Source organism: Rudanella paleaurantiibacter (genome assembly GCF_009184635.1).
GTDB lineage: Bacteria > Bacteroidota > Bacteroidia > Cytophagales > Spirosomataceae > Rudanella > Rudanella paleaurantiibacter.
Map to the genome: position 1 here is coordinate 18,156 of NZ_WELI01000011.1, position 17,856 is coordinate 36,011.

A 17,856-nucleotide genomic window follows, 5' to 3' on the forward strand; every position below is an offset into this window, starting at 1 on the left:
GTGAAAGCGGGTTGAATCAGCGTCCCGATTGGGTCGGGGGTTGGTTATTGAGCATTTTTTCGATTTCGATACCGGCAAAGAGCACCGCAAACAGGCCGTGGGTGTCGTTGTCGTAGAAGGGGCGCGTGAGGTAGTAGTTCACGTCTTCGGAGCACATGGTACCCATGCAGATATTGTGCACCGTGCCGTCGGGCTCAACCTGGGTTTTGAGCGCTTCCCAGGCGTTCATGACTGCCGATTTGTACCGTTTGGCGTCGAGCCAGCCGTGCTGTATACCCCGCGCCATGCCCATAGCGAAAATGGCCGTACCCGATACCTCTTTGGGCGAGTCGGGGCGGTCGAGCACGTTGAGCCAGAACCCGCTCTTGTCCTGCCAGCGAGCCAGCGATTCCATGTGTTTGCGGAAATGATTCAGAATAGGCTTGTACCGGGGGTGATCGGCGGGGAGGTTCATGAGCACCTCGCTCATGGCCCACACCGCCCAGCCGTTGGCCCGCGACCAGTGGGGGAGCTTGGCCGGGCGGTTGGAGTAGCGGGCGTGCATGTACAGGTTGGCGTCAGCATCCCAAACCTGCTCGTTGAAGCCTATGACCTGATTAGCGGCATCATCCAGAAAGGCTTTTTTCTGGGCCGGGTCGGTCACATAGCGCGAAGCCTGCACCAGAAACGGGATGCCCATAAACATATCGTCGACCCAGGTGGTGTATTTCTCCGGTGTGGTGCGGGTGTAAATGCCCGAACCCGGCAACCGAAGCTGCTCTTTTTGGGCGTAGTGCAGCATGTTGTCGATAAACTGCACGTATTCCGAGCGTCGGGCAAACGTCGGTTGCTGCCGCAGTCGGTACACAAACGGGATAGAGGGCGCGAGCGTGAAATCGAGCAGGGGCGTGTTTACCAGGTGGTAATTGGCCGAGGTAACGGCGTTGAGAGCACCTACCTGATGGCTCACAAACGGAATGCTTTCGAGCTGAAAGTCGCAGAACCGACTAGCGTATTCGTTGTACTGTTTCTGGCCCGATAGTTCGGCCAGGTGCTGCATCGCCCAGGCAACACCGCCGTTATGGTAATTCCAGTGGTAGTTGGTGCCCCATTCTTTGGAGTCGATTAGATCACCCAGCACGTCGACTTTCGGGATGGTCCAGGTCACGGGGCTATCGAGACCGGCGTACATCCGCCCAAATCGAATCTCTTTTTCGGGCCCGTAAGCCGTGCGCAGGCCCGTGCGGGTATTGGCGGTGACCGGGTTGGCAAACGGCCCCATAATGAGCCAATTGGTCATTTTGGCCACGCGGGGGTCTACGTCGGGTACGTTGGACAGGCCAATGGCCGGGTAGTTTATTTTCTGGGCCAGAATAGCCCCTTTCTGGCTCGGCGGTTGCAGGTACACCCGCCATTCGTTGCCCCGCGTTTCGGATTTGATGAGCAGTTGGTTGGGGCCTTGTTTCAGGGTCAGTTGCAGCTGATTGGGGAGCTCGATACTACGCTCCTCATGCTCTAGTTTGATCGTGTGGTCGCCTTCTTTTTCGTACACCACCTGCCCGTTGAGCCAGATTTTACAGCCATCGTTGTGCTCAACCTGCATCGTGAGCGTCTGGGCCTGTGGACTGGTGAGGTGGGTATAGGCGTAGGCCACGGCGGGTTTGCCGAGGGTCAGGCTCCGCCCAAAATCGACCACGTGCAGGCCGTTGAACGTCTGGCCCACGGGCCGGGGCACCAGTTGGTACCGGAAGGGGGTGTCGCGGATGAGCTTGTCGCCAATGCGCTTCACCACGGCGAGCGGGGTTTCGGGCGTGCCCGGTTGAGCCATTGTGTTGCCGCCCCAGCCGAGCAGGGCAATGAGGAATACAGAAACCGTTTTCATGCGTATGATCTGGAAAGCCGTTCTGTCTGGGCCAGACAGGTTGAGAAATAGCCTAAAACAATAGGGTATGGGTGAAATAGAACCTTGGCGGTATTATTTTGCACAAAGTTTATTTCTGGCGGCTCGCCGGGCTTGTCTGAGTGTTGCAAATGCTGGTTTCGGTGTTGCAACATGCGGAAAATGGGAAGCTTCCGGGTCAAATTGGACAACGAAAGGGGGTTACCAGGCTGACAAGACCGTGACTGTCGCTTATTTCCATGATGGACGTCTATCCTTACCGAACTATACGTTGCGCTTTGTTTCTGGTCCGATGGCTGTGCCTTCTGGCCGCGCTGTTGGCTACGCAGGTGGCCCATGCCGGGCCGGGGTTGCAAACCGAAAACCGACCGGTTATAATCTCTGACCTCCTGTTTGAGCATTTCCGTAGCCGACAGGGCCTACCCGACGACCGCACCCGGGCCTTTCATCAGGATCGGCAGGGCTACCTCTGGGTGGGCACCATGAATGGCCTTGCCCGCTATGATGGGTACTCGTTTCGGAAATTCTACCGGCAACCAGGGGCCAATGGGCTGGCCGGAAACTGGATCAATGCCATCTGTGAAGACAGCAGCGGGAACCTGTGGTTTGGCACCAAAGAAGGACTCAGCTTTTTCGACCGCCAACTGGAGCAGTTTACCACGTTCAGGCAGCAGCCCGGCCGGGCCAATTCGTTAGTCAATAACCTGATTACCTCGCTCTGTTTCGACCGGCAGGGGATATTATGGATTGGCACGGCGGGCGGGCTGTGCGCTTACGACCCGGTGCGCCGGACATTTCGGCCCGTGCGGCAATACCCGCTCAACGATTACATTGCCCGGATTATCCGCTCCGATGGCCCTTACCTCTGGGTGGCGACCAATGCCGGGCCGGTGCGGTTCGATACCCGGACACAAACCGGGCAGCACTTTGCGGTACAGGCCCGACCCGGTCCGTACGGCGAGCGGTTCTGGTCGGTTGTTGAACTGAACCGGCAACTGTACTTAGGCACGGGGGCCGACGGGCTACTCCGGCTCCGTTTCGATGCTAAACAGAACCGCTACACGGGCTTTGAGCCGGTCAATAGGTTTGCGGGCAGTGGGGTTTCCCTCGACCGTACCGAGATTTACGACATCTGCCCTACCCCCACCGGGGGGGTGTGGCTGGGTACCAACCGGGGCGTGGCCCACATAGACCGGCTGGGGCAACCCGACGCCCGTTTGCAACTGGTACAGCACAACCCCGTGGTGGAACAAAGCCTTAGTCACGACCGGGTGTACCGGCTCCTGCTCGACCGGACGCAGGTGCTTTGGTGCGGCACCGAAATGGGTCTGAACAAGCTCGATCTGGGTCAGATGCCCTTCCGGTATTTCACCTTTGCCAATCAACAATCGAAAGATCAGGTCCGCAGCATCACCGCCGACCGCCGGGGCACCATCTGGCTCGGCACCAGCAAATCGGGCCTGTACGCGTACCAACCCACCGACCGCTCGTCGGCGTATTATCGGTTGGGGGCCGATGCCGGTTTTCAGAACTACCATCGCTCGGTAGCTATCGACAGCGCGCAACGCCTGTACGTGGGTACGCTCAACGGGGTGTTTCGGCTCGATGCCGGGCAACCCTCGGCCGTGACCGACGTGCTGCCGGGAACCACCGTATTTGCCATGCTGACCGATTCGCGCGGGCGGGTCTGGGTTGGCACCCGGCAGGGGCTGCTCCGTATCGGGGCTGACGGGGCGCGGACCAACATTCCCATCAAAGCGGCCAATGCCGAACTGGTGCGGGCTATTTTTGAAGACCACCGGGGCGGTATCTGGATTGGGTTTGAAAATGCGGGCTTGTTTTACCTGAACCCCAACACGGAGCAGGTTACACACCTGTCGGCTACGTCGGCTGGGCGGGGGCTACTAGGCTCAACGGTCTACGCCATTGTTGAGCAACCCAAAGGCACCATTTGGGTGGGCACTGAGTCGGGCCTGAATAAACTGACGCTCGGGGCCGCTTCCCGAGGTGCGGGAACTTCGGCACCGGGGCCATTTACGGTGGCGCAGTATGCCGAAAAAGACGGCCTGCCCGACCCTTCGGTCAACGGGATTCTGCCCGACCGGCAGGGCCATTTGTGGATTAGCACGCTCAAAGGACTGGTGCGGTTCGAGCCCGCCCGGGCGTCGGTGCGGGTTTACCTGCCTACCCTCGTTTTCAGCCATAACTGCCATTACCGCTTTCCCGACGGTCGGCTGGTGTTTGGCACTGCCGACGGGTTTGTGCTCTTCGATCCCGCCCGGATTCCAACCGACGATTCGCCCCCGCGGGTAGTAATCGACAACCTCAAACTGTTTAACCGGGAGGTGGGTATCGGGCAGACGTTGAACGACGACGTTCTACTGCCCCGCGCCCTTTCTGACTTGCCTACGCTCCAACTGAACTACCGTAACAATGTGTTTACGGTGGGTTTTACGGCGCTTCATTTTGTGAACCCCGCCCGGAACCGGTACGCCTACCGGCTCGTGGGCTTCGACCGAAACTGGACGCTCACCGATGCAGGCAACCGGTCGGCTACGTACACCAACCTCGACCCCGGTACGTACCGGTTTGAGGTGCGGGCGGCCAACAACGTGGGGCATTGGGTGAGTGCGCCCACCGTGCTGACGGTGGAGATGTTGCCGCCCCCCTGGAAAACATGGTGGGCCTACACGCTCTATGTGCTGTTGCTGGCGGGCGTCTTGTACGCGGTTGGGCGGTACCTGTTGCTGGTGGCCCGCCAACGGCAACAGTTGCTGTTTGAGCAGCGTGAGAAGGAGCAGATGCAGAAACTGAACGGCCTCAAGCTGGAGTTTTTTACGGACATTTCGCATGAGTTCCGAACCCCACTAACGCTTATTACCAGCCCTGTTGAGGACTTACTGACCAATCCTGCCCTCGACCGGAAAACCCGCGCGACCGTGCAGCTGATTCAACGCAACTGCCGCAAACTGCTTCATTTGCTCGATGAGCTGATGACCTTTCAGAAGCTCGAACAGGGTAAGCTTAAGCTCAAAACGGAGGAGCTGGACCTGGTGGCCTTTGCCCGTGAGGTGTTTGATAGTTTTGAACCCCTGACGGTAAAAAATGGGCTTGATTACCAGTTTACGGCTTCGGTGAATACTTTGCGGTTTGCTGGCGACCCCGACAAGCTGGAGAAGATTCTGAACAACCTCCTGAACAACGCCATCAAGTTTACGCCCTCGGGCGGGTATGTCTACCTGAGGCTGACCGTGAACCCCGGTCGGCAGGAGGTGACGATTGAGGTAGAAGATTCCGGGAAAGGCATCACCCCCGCCGAACGGCAGCACCTGTTCGAGCGGTTTTTCCAGTCGGAAACCAATAAGTATGGCGTGGGCGTAGGGCTTTCGCTCACCAAAAGCCTGGTTGAACTGCATGGCGGTCAGATTAGCGTGGAGAGTGAGCCCGGTCGGCGGACCTGCTTTACGGTCACGTTGCCCGCGCCCCTTGCTCCGCTCATGGCCTCGGTTTCGCCGGTGGTTCGGGCGGTAATGCCGGAGGTTGTGGCTCCGGCTTTGCCCGCTCGCCCAACCCTGCCTCAGCTTGACGACCGGCCGGTGTTGCTCATTGCCGACGATCACGATGACATTCTCGATTATCTGGAAGGGCTGTTTGCGGACAATTACCGAATCGTTCGGGCGGGTAACGGGGTGGAGGCTCTGCAAGCGATTGGGAAACGCGAACCCGACCTGATTATCAGCGATGTGATGATGCCCGAAATGGACGGGATTACCCTCTGTCGCACGCTCAAAACCGACCTGAACACCTGCCATATTCCGCTTATTTTGCTGACGGCCCGTTCGGCTATTGCGCATCATATTGAAGGCATTGGCACCGGGGCCGACGATTACGTGCCCAAACCGTTTCACCCCGAACTGCTGCGGGTGCGGGTGCAGAGCCTGCTGGAATCTCGGCAACGGCTCTTCGAAAAGTTTCGGGCGGGTGGGGCCGTTCTTCCCAAAGACATCGCCCGGAATCCGCTCGACGAGGCTTTCCTGCAAAAAGTGATGGATATTGTAACGGCCAACCTGAGCAACGATGAGTTTAGTGTGGAGCAACTCGGCGAAGGGGTAAACATGAGTCGGAGCAACCTGTTTCGAAAACTGAAAGCCCTCACTGATCAAACCCCGGTCGAATTTATTTACTACCTCCGGCTCAAACACGCGGAGCAACTCCTGCTCGAACGTCGGCTGAATATTTCGCAGATAGCCTTTGAAGTTGGCTTCAAAAGTGCGTCGGCTTTTAGCAAGGCGTTTCGGAACCAGTTTGGCAAAGCACCCAGCGAATATCTGAGCGATAAACTTGCCGGGCAGCTGTCACCCTAACCCTGCCTAAACGAGGTGACGGCTTCGGGCAAAGGCTGGCTTATTCCTCGCGCTGACTATACACCGATTTCCGGTAGGCGATGCCCCAACTGGCCAGTTCCAGAATAAGCGGGGCCAGCGTTTTGCCGTGCTCGGTGATGCTGTATTCCACCGTGATGGGCTTGGTGTTCATTACCGTTCGGCTGACTAACTGATTCATTTCCAAGTCCTGGAGCTCTTTTGAGAGCATTTTGGTGCCGATCCCCCGAACCTCCCGGAGCAAATCCATAAAACCGAGCTTGTTGCCCTCAATAAGCGTGCCCAGAATCTGAAATTTCCATTTGCCCGACAGTACGCTCATCGCATCGCCAATGGCCTGCATCCGAACCTGACATACGGGCGTGTCGTTTACCTGTGCCTTCTTTTTCATTGTCTTTTTCTGATTAACCGGCTGATTTTCTGAGTGATGGGTAGATGTAGTTTCTTCGAGGAAACTACTTTCTAAAAGGAAACGCATAGCAAATGTACAGCATTAGCTCGGTAGTTTTGTTCTGTCATTCACCCGCCATACGGCACTGGATCGGCAACCGACCATGATTTACAAATTGGTATTAACCATCCTGACCATGCTTGGCAGCGTAGGCTGCGGAGCTCAGACAACGAGAAAAATGGAAGAACTTAAAAATCCACTCTTGTGCGACCCGGCCGAGGGCATCTGCGCCATACCCGATAGCACCACCGGCAACACCGTTTCGGTACAAACCGCCGACAAACCCATCAAGGTTATCTACTTCACCGACCCCATTTGTTCGTCGTGTTGGGGTATAGAACCCCAACTCAAAAAGCTGAAGCTGGAATACGGCAACAGTGTGGATATTGAGTACCGGATGGGCGGTTTACTGCCCGACTGGAGCTACAACAGCGGTGGCATCAGCAAGCCCTCCGACGTAGCCCATCACTGGGATGAGGTGAGCGTGTATTACGATATGCCTATCGACGGAGATGTTTGGCTCGAAGATCCGCTTGCGTCGTCGTACCCGCCCTCCATTGCATTCAAAGCGGCCCAGATGCAGGACAAAGCAAAAGCTTTGTTGTTTTTGCGCGAGCTCCGGGAATTGGTTTTCCTGAAGAAAAAGAACATTGCGAAGTGGGAAAACATGGCCCTTGCGGCCCGCAAAGTGGGGTTGAATGTAGATCAACTTAAAGCGGATGTTGATGGTAAGGCCAAAGTCGCGTTTGAAGACGATTTGAAACTGGCCAAATCGATGGGGGTGCGGGGTTTCCCAACGCTGTTTTTTGCCAATAGTCAGGGCAACGGCGAGGTGGTATATGGCACCAAACCCTACTCGTTTTACGAAGTGGCAGTGTTGAAACTGCACGGAGCCGCCACCAAAAAGGAGTACGGCAAAGACCCACAATCGCTTTTTGCGGCCTACCACTCACTGACCGCCAAGGAGTATGCCGAACTGTCGGGTACGCCAAGGGCTACGGCCGAAGCACAACTGAACGAACTGGCCGCGCAGGGGTATCTGGAAAAGTTGACCACCAAAAACGGATCTATCTGGACCATCAAAAATACCCGTCGGTAGAGAGGTTCATTGAACGGGCTGATACCATCTATCAGACACAGTCGACAGGCTTAACTGACTATTTCCAACGATGCGGGAGATGGTCAGTTAAGCCTGTATCATTTTTGTGCCTTACGATAAAACGAGTGAAGGTGTAAAATTTCTGTTAGATTTTGAACAATGTTCAAAATTTGCGCTTAGTTTTGTGACGAACGAATAAGTCATGGGAGTTGCCGAACGCAAAGCGAAGGAAAAAGAAGAGTTACGCAATCATATTCTGGCTGCGGCCATGCGGCTGTTTGCCGAAAAAGGGGTAGACAATGTAACAATCCGAAACATTGCCGACGCAGCTGAATACAGCGTAGGAACCGTTTATGTCTATTTTAAAGACAAAAGTGCCATTCTGCACGCCTTGCATACCCAAGGTTTTTCGGACCTACGCAGCCGGTTTCAGATTCTAACGTACGTGGCTGACCCAATGGAACGTTTGAAGGCTTCCGGCCACGTTTACGTTCAGTTTGCGGTTGAAAACCCGCACATGTATCAGCTGATGTTTAGTGTCGCTGACCCCATTGATCACGTTGAGTGTGCTCCTGACGGTAAATGGCACGAGGGGCAGAGTACGTTCAACTTTTTGCGCGATATGGTTCAGGCGTGTGTAGATGCCGGTCATTTCAGCGGGCATCAACCGGTCGCGCTGGCGTATCTGATCTGGGGTGCGGTGCATGGTATTTGCTCGCTGTCCATCATGAAACGGGCGTCGGTCACTGAATTAAACAATCCGGTAGGCGAGGGATTGACTGAGTTTTTGCGAATGCTGGACAGGCTCTAAATTTTTTACCTGTTTATTGAACATTGTTCAAATATAAATCGTAGTTCAAAATTGAATTTTTAAACCGTTAATTGGACCAAAATGAAACAGAATCTATCTGGCTATCTACTGACCGCCAGGTTTGTGATCGTATCGCTGCTCGTGTGGGTTTCACTGACCAACGCAGCCTCCGCGCAAAAAGACCCTAATGCGATTGTAGGTGAATGGCTTTCGGACCAGAAGGATAGGCGCATTCAGATCTACAGACAGGGAGGCTCCTACTTCGGCCGCATCACCTGGGGAACTGGGACCGTCAGTAATGACGAGAAAAACCCAAATCCAACCCTTCGGAATCGTCCTTTACTTGGACTGGTCTTGCTACAAAACCTACGTTTTGATGGTAAAAACACCTGGCAAGATGGGACGATTTATGACCCACGGGAGGGAAAAACGTATGCATGCAAGGTGAGCCTGGAAAGTAATAACCGGTTAAACATCAGGGGCTTTATGGGGCTGTCAATGTTTGGCCGCACCGACGTCTGGACTCGGGTCCCAAACCAGTAATATCTATCAATTATGACACTATCAGAAAACGAGAAAAAGCGTCTGCGAAACCGGTACGGTTCGTGGGCGGTAGTAACCGGGGCCTCGTCGGGTATCGGTCGGGAGTTGGCCAAACAGCTGGCAAGTGCAAGTTTTGGGTTAGTGCTGGTCGCCCGGCGCGAAGCAGTGCTCGCCGAGGTCGCCAGGGAACTTCAACAAACCTATCAAACTGAGGTTCGGCTGGTTCTGGCCGATCTGGCCCAGCCGGAGGGCGTTACTTTACTGATTCAGGCAACGGAGTCGCTTCCGGTGGGGCTGCTGGTGGCATCAGCTGGCTTCGGCACGTCGGGTCGGCTGGTCGACTCCGATCTGGAGGACGAGGTAAACATGTTGCGGGTAAATTGTGAAGCCCTGTTGCGGTTGACCCATCAGTTTGGCCGTCGGTTTACCAGTGAGGGGCGGGGTGGAATCATTCTGTTGTCGTCTATGGTGGCTTTTCAGGGAGTTCCCTTTGCAGCCCACTATGCGGCTACCAAAGCCTATGTGCAAACCCTGGCTGAGGGGCTAAATCGGGAGCTTAAGCCAGCCGGGGTAGATGTATTGGCCGCAGCTCCGGGGCCGGTTCAGAGTGGGTTTGGTAGCCGTGCCAATATGCAGATGAATATGACGTCACAACCTGCACAAGTCGGCGTGCCCATTCTGAAGGCCCTGGGTCGGCAAACGACGGTGTTGCCGGGGTGGCTCACTAAACTGCTGGTTTACAGTTTGCAACTGGTGCCACGTCCGGTCAAAGTGCGTATCATGGAGCAGGTCATGGGCGGTATGACCCGTCATCAACGCGTATCAACGCTAAGCATATGAGATACTTTCTGGAAACCTTGCGCGTTCGAAACGAACTTCTTTGGGCGTTCGGGTGGCTGTGCCTGGCCGGAGCGGTCGTTTGCCTGTTGCTGACGGCCCTTAGCCGAACGGAAGTGTACGGGGCTAATGTCTGGTACAAGCCCTTCAAGTTTTACTTGTCGGTGGCACTCTTTTCCTGGACAATGGGCTGGTATAGCGCCTACCTGCCGCCAACAAATTCGCTCTCGTGGTTCTCGTGGGGCGTAACCGTTTTGTTAAGTCTGGAGTTGGTTTACATCACCGTGCAGGCAAGTCGGGGGCAGGCCTCACACTTCAATACATCTACCCCGTTTTACTCGTTTATGTGGATCGGAATGGCGCTTGCGGCCATCGGGGTTTCGGTCTGGACAGCGTACCTGACAACCCAGTTTTTTGGTGAAGTTACCCCCTTACCGCAGGGGTACCTGTGGGCCATTCGGTTCGGGCTAATCTGGTTTATCCTGTTTTCGTTGCAGGGGTTAATGATGGGCAGTCGGATGGCGCATACGGTGGGAGGGGCCGACGGCGGAGCGGGCCTTCCCGTACTAAACTGGAGCCGTAAGAATGGCGATTTGCGAATTGCCCATTTTCTGGGCATGCACGCCCTGCAAGTAATCCCGTTACTGGCTCACTACCTGTTCAAAGACCTGTGGCAGGTAATCCTCGTGGCGCTCCTGTATGCGCTCGTGACGGTGGGCGTATTAATTCAGGCGCTGATAGGCCGCCCGCTGTCAGGCCTGTGGGCGGCTCTGGGCTAAGAGGGACTGGACTCAAGGGACTCATGTCGCCCGGGAGTGTGGGTCTGAGCCTCCTCCTCTTTTTAACAAAACGTGAATTATGGATAATTTGTATTACAACCAGCTGTTTAACAAATGATTGCTGACGCAAGGGCCTTCGACAGGCTCAGGCTGACTGGCGGCTCTCAAGTTTACAGTCAGCCTGAGCCTGTCGAAGGCCCTTGCGTCAGCCATTATGCATAATTCACGTTAACAAAACAGGCGGTGAACCCCACGTTCACCGCCTGTTTACACTACCTACCCTAAATCTACGAACCCTCAATTGAGTGCCATACCCCTGGTCAGTTCTCTACACAGCTGGCTGAGATAGTTGTGGTACTGGCCGGTGTTACGTCGATAAACGGCCCCTCCTGCCCGGTACTCCAGCGCACGGTGCCCGTACACCCGAGGGCGGTGAGCCGCACGGTTTGCCCTTCGCAGATATCCGTTTTGGTGGCCACAATCCGAAACACCTCGGCCGCAGTTACCGTCAGCGTGAAGGGTTGACTCAGCACGTCGGAGCCGTACCGTACCCGCACCTGATAATCGCCCGGAGGCAAACCGGCCGGAATCGCAAACCGTAGCCCGGTGGTATTGCTCGTGAGGCTGGCTACCGTGGCCGATTGTGCCCCCGTCAGCTCAACCGAAAACGGGGTAATGAGGTCGAATGGGCATCCGGCAGGGTCGGCCGAATAGCTTATATTCAATGCACTCCCCGCCCGGGCGGTGGTCGACGATGGGCTGGGTGTACTTGCAAAGGCGGTATTGCCGGTTGTACCAATGTTGAGGCTCGTCGTGCTGTTCAGGCCGTTACTTGTGTTTGTAACCGTCACCGAATACACGCCAGCCGTGTTCACCGTCGCCGAGCTGCCCGACGTGCTCACAATACCCGGCCCCGAAAATGCGTACGTTAGCGGGCCGGTAGCCGCACTGGTGCTCACCGCGAGCGTCAGCAAGGGATTGTTGCAGGGGAGTAGGCCGTTGTTAGATGCCAGCAACTGCGCCCCCGGCGGGGTGTCCATGGCGTTGAGCAGGGTGTTGAAATTGGAAAAACCGTCGCTGAGCGGCTCCCCCTGTACGCTCGACACCAGAAACACCTGCTCGTTGGCAGGCAGAACCAGATTGGCCGGTGCGCCCGGCGTGGCTGTGAACGTTTGTGGAGTCTGCGGCTCGTTGTCGGTGCGGGAATAATACAGCTTGTGAATGGTGCCCGCCGTGAGCGAGGTGCTCACATCGAGGGTAATCTGGGCGTTGCCGAGGTTACGGAACGCCCGGTACGATTGCCCGTTAAGCTGCACCACCAGTCCTTTCAGGTCGCCATTGGATACCCGGCTGACGGTCGCATCGCCCACGGCTCCGCTTTGCCGAATCTCGACCACAAAAAACTTCCGGGTGTCGCCGGGGTAGGTGTACAGGTTTGTGCCGTCGGAGAGGTTGTAGCGGAAAACGATTTCTTCGGCCGTCGGAAAATCATCGCGCAGAATCCCGGCCGTTCCGGTACTGATTTGCGTAAAGTCGTGGTTGTGAATAATCGTTTGCAGATTACCGTACGCATAGCGCTTGTTTGCTTCCAGCACCGTGATGCTTTTGGGGTTTTGCTGTTCACCCCGCCCGTAGGTAAACCGCACCCGCCCGTCTATTTCAAGAGCCTGAGCCGGGTTGCCATTTTTCGGAAACGTTTCTACGACCCCAATAACCCGGTCGGGGAGGGTGATCCATTGCTGAAACGTCCCCCAGTCACTATCAAACGTAGTAGGCCCCACATTTTGCCGTTGCAGCCCACCCGAAGCTGAAAATGCCGTGGCCGTTTTCGTTACGTTCGTTTTGGGTTTGATGCGGGTGCTGGTGTAGGCCCAGTCGCGCCACTCCTGGTTAGCCGATGTCCGAACGTGTACTTTTGAGTGTACTGCCATCAGGGCAGCATTCAGTTCGTCGCGGTTTACGCCATTGACCGTCTGGCGGCCTGCCTGCGTCATCATCGCACCCACAAATGTTTGCATACCCGGTAAGCCACCCGGCGCAGAGGTTCCGACCACTTCGCTTGCATCCACATCTCGACCCGAAATGGCGTACGAGAAACGCCCATACCGGGCGCGGGGCCCCTGAATGTTCCGGTCGTACACAACATAGTTATCGGGCAGGGGCTTCGCTGTGATGTCGTTACGGTAGAATGATACGTTGAGCGGAGTGGGGAGCTGCTTGCGGAAAACAGAATTATACCCCGTTCCGAACAACGCCCTGAACTGGTCGAGTTGCCCTTTCAGATAAGGGTTGCCGGTCACAAAAACGAGTGGTTCGCCCGAAAAACCCGACTGGCCGTTCCACTGCGTTTTCCAGGAGGGGGCCGAAAAAAACTCCGGTACTTCGGTGGGCTCAATGCTGATTAGCTCATAATTGGCTGTCTTGGCAATGGCCGTCAGGGCTTCGGGAACATCAAGTACGGCGTGGATTTTGGCCAGCGAGGTGGTGGTACCGCCGTGGTAATTGGCCACTTCGTTTTGCTCCCGAATGTAGCTGTACGCCCCGTCGGGGTAAATGCACTGGGTGTTGAGCGAGGTCACAATGGTCCGGGCAAAATTGGTCCAGTCGGTGCGGTTTCGGTGCAGACCGGTCTGGGCCAGCACTTCGGCATACGAAACATCGCGGTTTACGTAGGTGCCACCGGCCAGTCCGGTTTGGGCAATGGTGAAATAAATGCCGCCCATAATGTCGGACGCGTTGCGCAGGCGGTTTTTGAAAGTGGTGGGGATATAGTCGGAAAACGAATAGTCGGCCATGCGCCAACCGTAGGCAAACGTGGGCGATGCAAACCAGTCGTTCAGACCGTTTGTGGTGGCACCGGGTACTTCATCAATTTCACCGCTCGCGCCGTGAATGCTGTAATCGTCGGCCGAGGCATACAGAATATGCAGGAATCGGTAAAACAAATCGGGATTGTACCGATACTCACTCAGGGGCGACACCAGCAACCAGTACAGACCTTCGGCCGTGGCACCCGTTTCCCGGATGATGGGGGCCAACCCGCGCCCTCCCGGAAATACCATCGAAGCTGAGGTGGATTTGGTGGTTGTGAGCGGGGGTAAGCCCGATTGCGATGGCGGAAACGCCTGCCCCAGGTAGGTGCCCGCCCAGGTGTTCATGGCTTGAATGAACGGGTTGGTAGCGGCCGAGGTGTGAATGGGTGTTGGGAAAAAGCCCACGCCTTTATCGGGAACTAAGGGCGCGCTGGTGGCCGTCAGGGCTGATATGTCGGCGAGTAAGGCCGCGGCCTCGTCGGTAAAGCCCGCGTTGGCGGCCAACTCCTGCCGTTCGCGGGCTACCTGAATGGCTGTCAGGCGCAAATCTTCCAGCGTGCCGGTTGTTGAGGCCGGGCGCATGATAAAATCATCGAACCAAAACTGCTTGGGGCAGGGGCCCTGTGGCAACGAGGCCCCCGTGGCACCGGTGCCCGTATTGGGCCGTATTGAAATCCGCATACCGGTACGTTCGGCTTCGGTCCAGCCCGATACATCGACCACCGCCCGGTACTTACGCCAGCCGGTGGTCGACGAAAACGAAGAGGCTGTACCGGTGATTGTCCCCGATGTTTCGCCCCCGTTGGCGGTGGCCGCAGCCGTTGACTTGAACACATTCAACGTCACGAGCGATACCCCGTCCGACTTCATGTAGAAGCTCACTTCGTAACTCCCGGCCGCTACAGGTTGCGCCACTACCTGATACAGTTTTATATCGTTGCGATTGGTTTGCTTCGTAATCCGCATGTACAGCGACTGATTGCCCGAGTTGCGGTCGAGGGTGGTAATGACCGAGCTGCCGCTTGAGCAACCCGTTGTCGGGCCCGAACAGAGTGTGGTGGTGCTGCACGTACCGGTCACGAACGTAAGTTGCCACCGACCCTGCACCGCCGTCCCCGAAACGGTGCCGCTCAGGTTGGTGGTGTAGCTGCTGGTGCCCGCCGTGATGACTTCAAAACCGGGGTCGGTAATCAGGTTCGATTGGGCTCGGAGGGATAACCCCGCCAGCCAGAACAACGAGAAAAAAAGGAGTAAGCGTGGGTGCATAGAAGGCAGATTGAAGCGAGTGAGATTCTCTACAAAACAAGGTGTACAGCCCCTTTTGGGCTTGTCTCAGTCGGTCAATTCCTGTTCTCAACGTCTCATTGTTGGCTTCTGGCGAGGTTTTATGTGAAAAAACGCGCTTCGGCTGGCCGTTTTAGAGAGCCCGGTCGAGGTGCACGTACCCGCCATCGACGTGGAAGAGTTGCCCGGTGGTATGGCTCGATTTTGCCGAGAGCAAAAAGGCCACCATCTGCCCGATTTCGTCGGCGGTTGTCATACGGTTTTCGAGCGGAATTTTGGCGGTAATGGCTGCCAGCTTGGCCGCCGGGTCGGGGAAGGTGCTAATCCATTGGGCGTACAGGGGCGTGAAACATTCGGCCACGATAAGGGCATTGACCCGAATCCCGTAGGGCAGGAGTTCTACGGCCCACTCGCGGGTGAGGGCGTTGCGCCCACCATTGGCGGCTGCATAGGCCGAGGTGTTGCCCTGTCCCGTTTCGGCCGTTTTTGACCCGATGTTCACAATACTTCCCCGGCTCGCCTTGAGGTAGGGGAGGGCGTGGTGCGCCATGAGGTAATAATGCACGAGGTTTTTGTGCAGCGAGTCGATAAAAGCGGTGTGATTCCCGTTTTCCAGACCCACGCCATCGTTCACACCGGCATTATTCACCAGTCCGTCAATTCGGCCAAAAGCCGCGACGGCCTCCTCTACGGCACGGGCGCAGTGGTCGGGTTGTGTCAGTTCGGCCTGAACGGCCAATGCACGGCCCCCGGCGGCTTCAAGTGTGGCGACGGTGGCCCGGTTGTCGGCTTTATTCCGGCCGATGATGACGGGAATGGCCCCTTCGGCCGCGAGAATCCGGCAGATGCCTTCGCCAATGCCCTTGGCCCCGCCCGTTACGAGAATAACCTTGTCGGTAAGTTGTAAATCCATGTTTGACTTGTTTAGAAAAAAAGAAAGCCAGCACGCAAATGCATGTGGCTTTCGGTTGCTCCAACCTTTTTTATTGAACGAAAAATGTGAGTAGCTCATCAATCATCGCCGTGGAGCCGAGGTAAAGCGGGCTCCGTTGATGAATTGACTGGGGCGGAATGTCCAGAATATCAAGGACTCCGTCGATGGCCTGCCCACCGGCCTGCTCCATGAGGTAAGCCAGGGGGTAGCATTCGTACAAAAGCCGCAGTTTGCCCAGGGGTAAGGCGGTCGTGGGTGGGTAGAGATAAATGCCCCCTTTGAGCAGGTTTCGGTGAAAATCGCCCACGAGTGAGCCAATGTACCGCCCCGCGTAGTGTTGCTCGTGGCAATGGTCGAGGTACTGCTGCACCCCGTCGGAAAAGAGCCGCCGGTTGCCTTCGTTGCACGAGTAAATGCGGCCCTGCTGCGGAATCTGCATGAGGGCGTGCGACAGAAAAAACTCACCCAGCGAATGGTCGTAGGTGAACCCGTTGACGCCATGCCCGGTGGCATACACGAGCATGGTCGAGGAGCCGTACAACACGTACCCAGCCGCTACCTGCCGACGGCCACCCTGCAAAAAGTCGGCTTCGGTGGGCTCGGTACCGGCGGGCGTGACGCGTCGGTAAATCGAGAAAATAGTGCCAATCGACACGTTTACGTCGATGTTCGACGAGCCGTCGAGCGGGTCGATGGCAACCACGTAGTGCGCGTGCCGGTTGCCGGTCTGAATAATGGCGTCACGTTCTTCGGAGACAATAGCGGCTACTTCGCCCCCGTTGGTCAGGGCGCGGATAAACCGAATATCGGCCACCACATCGAGTTTCTGCTGGCTCTCCCCCTGCACGTTGGCTGTTCCGAAAGCGCCCGTAATATCGATCAGGCCCGCCCGGTTGATTTCGCGGTTTACTACTTTGGCCGCCAGCGCAATGTCGCGCAGGAGTTGCGATAGCTCGCCCGACGCGTGCGGAAACGCGGCCTGATTCTGCATGATAAACCGGTCGAGCGTGATGCCAACGGGCAGGGCAAGCGGATGTTCGTCTGTGCGCATACGTGTGTCGTGAAAAAAAGATAGCCTCCGCTCAAGCCGACGAAGGCTATCTGACTAACCTATTTTGAACTAATCTTCCTCTGTAAAAGCCCGCACGGTTTGCCGGGCGGTGCCCAGACCGTCGATACCCAGCTCCACCACATCGCCGGGTTGCAGGTAGGTGGGCGGGTTCATACCCAGCCCCACGCCCGGCGGGGTACCGGTAGAGATAATGTCGCCGGGTAGCAGGGTCATGAACTGACTGACGTACGCAATCAGGTGCGGAATGCCAAAAATGAGTGTGCGCGTGTTGCCATCCTGCCGGGGTTGGCCGTTCACGGTGAGCCACAGGCGCAGGTTGTTCACGTCGGTAATTTCGTCGGGCGTCACCAGATACGGGCCCATTGGCGCAAAGGTGTCGCAGCCTTTGCCTTTGTCCCAGGTGCCCCCGCGCTCCAGCTGAAACGCTCGCTCCGACACGTCGTTGTGCAGGCAATACCCCGCTACGTACTGCATGGCGTTGGCCTCGGTCACGTAGCGCGCCCGTTTGCCAATCACCACCGCCAATTCCACCTCCCAGTCGGTTTTGGTGGAGTCGCGCGGGATTTCGATGTGGTCGTTGGGGCCGCAGAGGGCGGTGCTCGCTTTCAGGAAAATGACCGGCTCGGTTGGGATGGCTGCTCCGGTTTCGCGGGCATGGTCTTCGTAGTTCAGACCAATGCACACAATTTTGGAGGGCCGCGCCACTGGCGAGCCTAATCGCGTGCCTTCGGGAATTGGCGGCAGCAGATTTTCAAGCTGTTGCGGAATGCTGTTGATGTGATTCCGCAATCGGATGAGGCCGTCTTCGGCAAAAAAAGCCTCGTCGTAGTCGCGCACGAGGGCCGATGCGTCGTAAAATTTTCCGCCCAGTTCAAGGCCGGGTTTCTCATGCCCGACGGGGCCAAAACGTAGCAGTTTCATGGTAAGTGAATGAACCATGTAAAATGCATAATGAACAATTGGATTGCCTGC

At 56.5% G+C, this 17,856-nt stretch carries 12 protein-coding genes; 6 read left to right on the top strand and 6 right to left on the bottom strand.

Features of this window, described 5'->3' with window-relative positions:
* Positions 1-16: 16 nt before the first annotated feature.
* On the bottom strand, positions 17-1,861 hold the full coding sequence (locus tag F5984_RS21790; RefSeq protein ID WP_152126341.1) for a glycoside hydrolase family 88/105 protein: 1,845 nt from the start codon (positions 1,859-1,861) through the stop codon (positions 17-19).
* 257 nt (positions 1,862-2,118) lie between these two features.
* Between F5984_RS21790 and F5984_RS21795 the strand changes: the two genes are divergently transcribed.
* Complete coding sequence (locus F5984_RS21795; RefSeq protein WP_152126342.1) at positions 2,119-6,243, top strand: hybrid sensor histidine kinase/response regulator transcription factor; 4,125 nt, start codon at positions 2,119-2,121, stop codon at positions 6,241-6,243.
* Between the two features lie 40 nt (positions 6,244-6,283).
* Here F5984_RS21795 and F5984_RS21800 read toward each other — a convergent pair whose 3' ends face one another.
* Positions 6,284-6,652 (bottom strand): winged helix-turn-helix transcriptional regulator, encoded by a 369-nt coding sequence (locus F5984_RS21800; protein WP_019991245.1) that lies wholly within the window; start codon positions 6,650-6,652, stop codon positions 6,284-6,286.
* Positions 6,653-6,815: 163 nt separating this feature from the next.
* Here F5984_RS21800 and F5984_RS21805 point away from each other — a divergent pair, with 163 nt between their 5' ends.
* From F5984_RS21805 to F5984_RS21825, 5 genes are all read left to right on the top strand, one after another.
* Positions 6,816-7,811 carry a DsbA family protein gene (locus F5984_RS21805; RefSeq protein WP_246169255.1) on the top strand — a complete coding sequence of 332 codons (996 nt, stop codon included), beginning with the start codon at positions 6,816-6,818 and terminating at the stop codon, positions 7,809-7,811.
* 202 nt (positions 7,812-8,013) lie between these two features.
* Complete coding sequence (locus tag F5984_RS21810; RefSeq protein WP_152126343.1) at positions 8,014-8,622, top strand: TetR/AcrR family transcriptional regulator; 609 nt, start codon at positions 8,014-8,016, stop codon at positions 8,620-8,622.
* An 81-nt stretch (positions 8,623-8,703) separates the two neighbouring features.
* Positions 8,704-9,165: a DUF2147 domain-containing protein gene (locus tag F5984_RS21815; protein ID WP_152126344.1), complete on the top strand. Its 462-nt coding sequence runs from the start codon at positions 8,704-8,706 to the stop codon at positions 9,163-9,165.
* Between the two features lie 12 nt (positions 9,166-9,177).
* Positions 9,178-10,005 carry an SDR family NAD(P)-dependent oxidoreductase gene (locus F5984_RS21820; RefSeq protein WP_152126345.1) on the top strand — a complete coding sequence of 276 codons (828 nt, stop codon included), beginning with the start codon at positions 9,178-9,180 and terminating at the stop codon, positions 10,003-10,005.
* Positions 10,002-10,781, top strand: a complete 780-nt coding sequence (locus F5984_RS21825) for a hypothetical protein (protein WP_152126346.1) — start codon at positions 10,002-10,004, stop codon at positions 10,779-10,781. The genes F5984_RS21820 and F5984_RS21825 overlap by 4 nt, the downstream gene beginning before the upstream one ends.
* A 320-nt stretch (positions 10,782-11,101) precedes the next feature.
* On the opposite strand, the gene F5984_RS21830 is transcribed toward F5984_RS21825, so the two are convergent.
* From F5984_RS21830 to F5984_RS21845, 4 genes are all read right to left on the bottom strand, one after another.
* Positions 11,102-14,860 carry a hypothetical protein gene (locus tag F5984_RS21830; protein WP_152126347.1) on the bottom strand — a complete coding sequence of 1,253 codons (3,759 nt, stop codon included), beginning with the start codon at positions 14,858-14,860 and terminating at the stop codon, positions 11,102-11,104.
* Positions 14,861-15,011: 151 nt separating this feature from the next.
* Positions 15,012-15,791, bottom strand: coding sequence for an L-fucose dehydrogenase (locus F5984_RS21835; RefSeq protein WP_152126348.1), 780 nt, complete (start codon positions 15,789-15,791; stop codon positions 15,012-15,014).
* 70 nt (positions 15,792-15,861) lie between these two features.
* On the bottom strand, positions 15,862-16,863 hold the full coding sequence (gene fbp, locus F5984_RS21840) for a class 1 fructose-bisphosphatase (protein WP_152126349.1): 1,002 nt from the start codon (positions 16,861-16,863) through the stop codon (positions 15,862-15,864).
* Positions 16,864-16,932: 69 nt separating this feature from the next.
* On the bottom strand, positions 16,933-17,805 hold the full coding sequence (locus tag F5984_RS21845) for a fumarylacetoacetate hydrolase family protein (protein WP_152126350.1): 873 nt from the start codon (positions 17,803-17,805) through the stop codon (positions 16,933-16,935).
* Positions 17,806-17,856 lie beyond the last annotated feature (51 nt).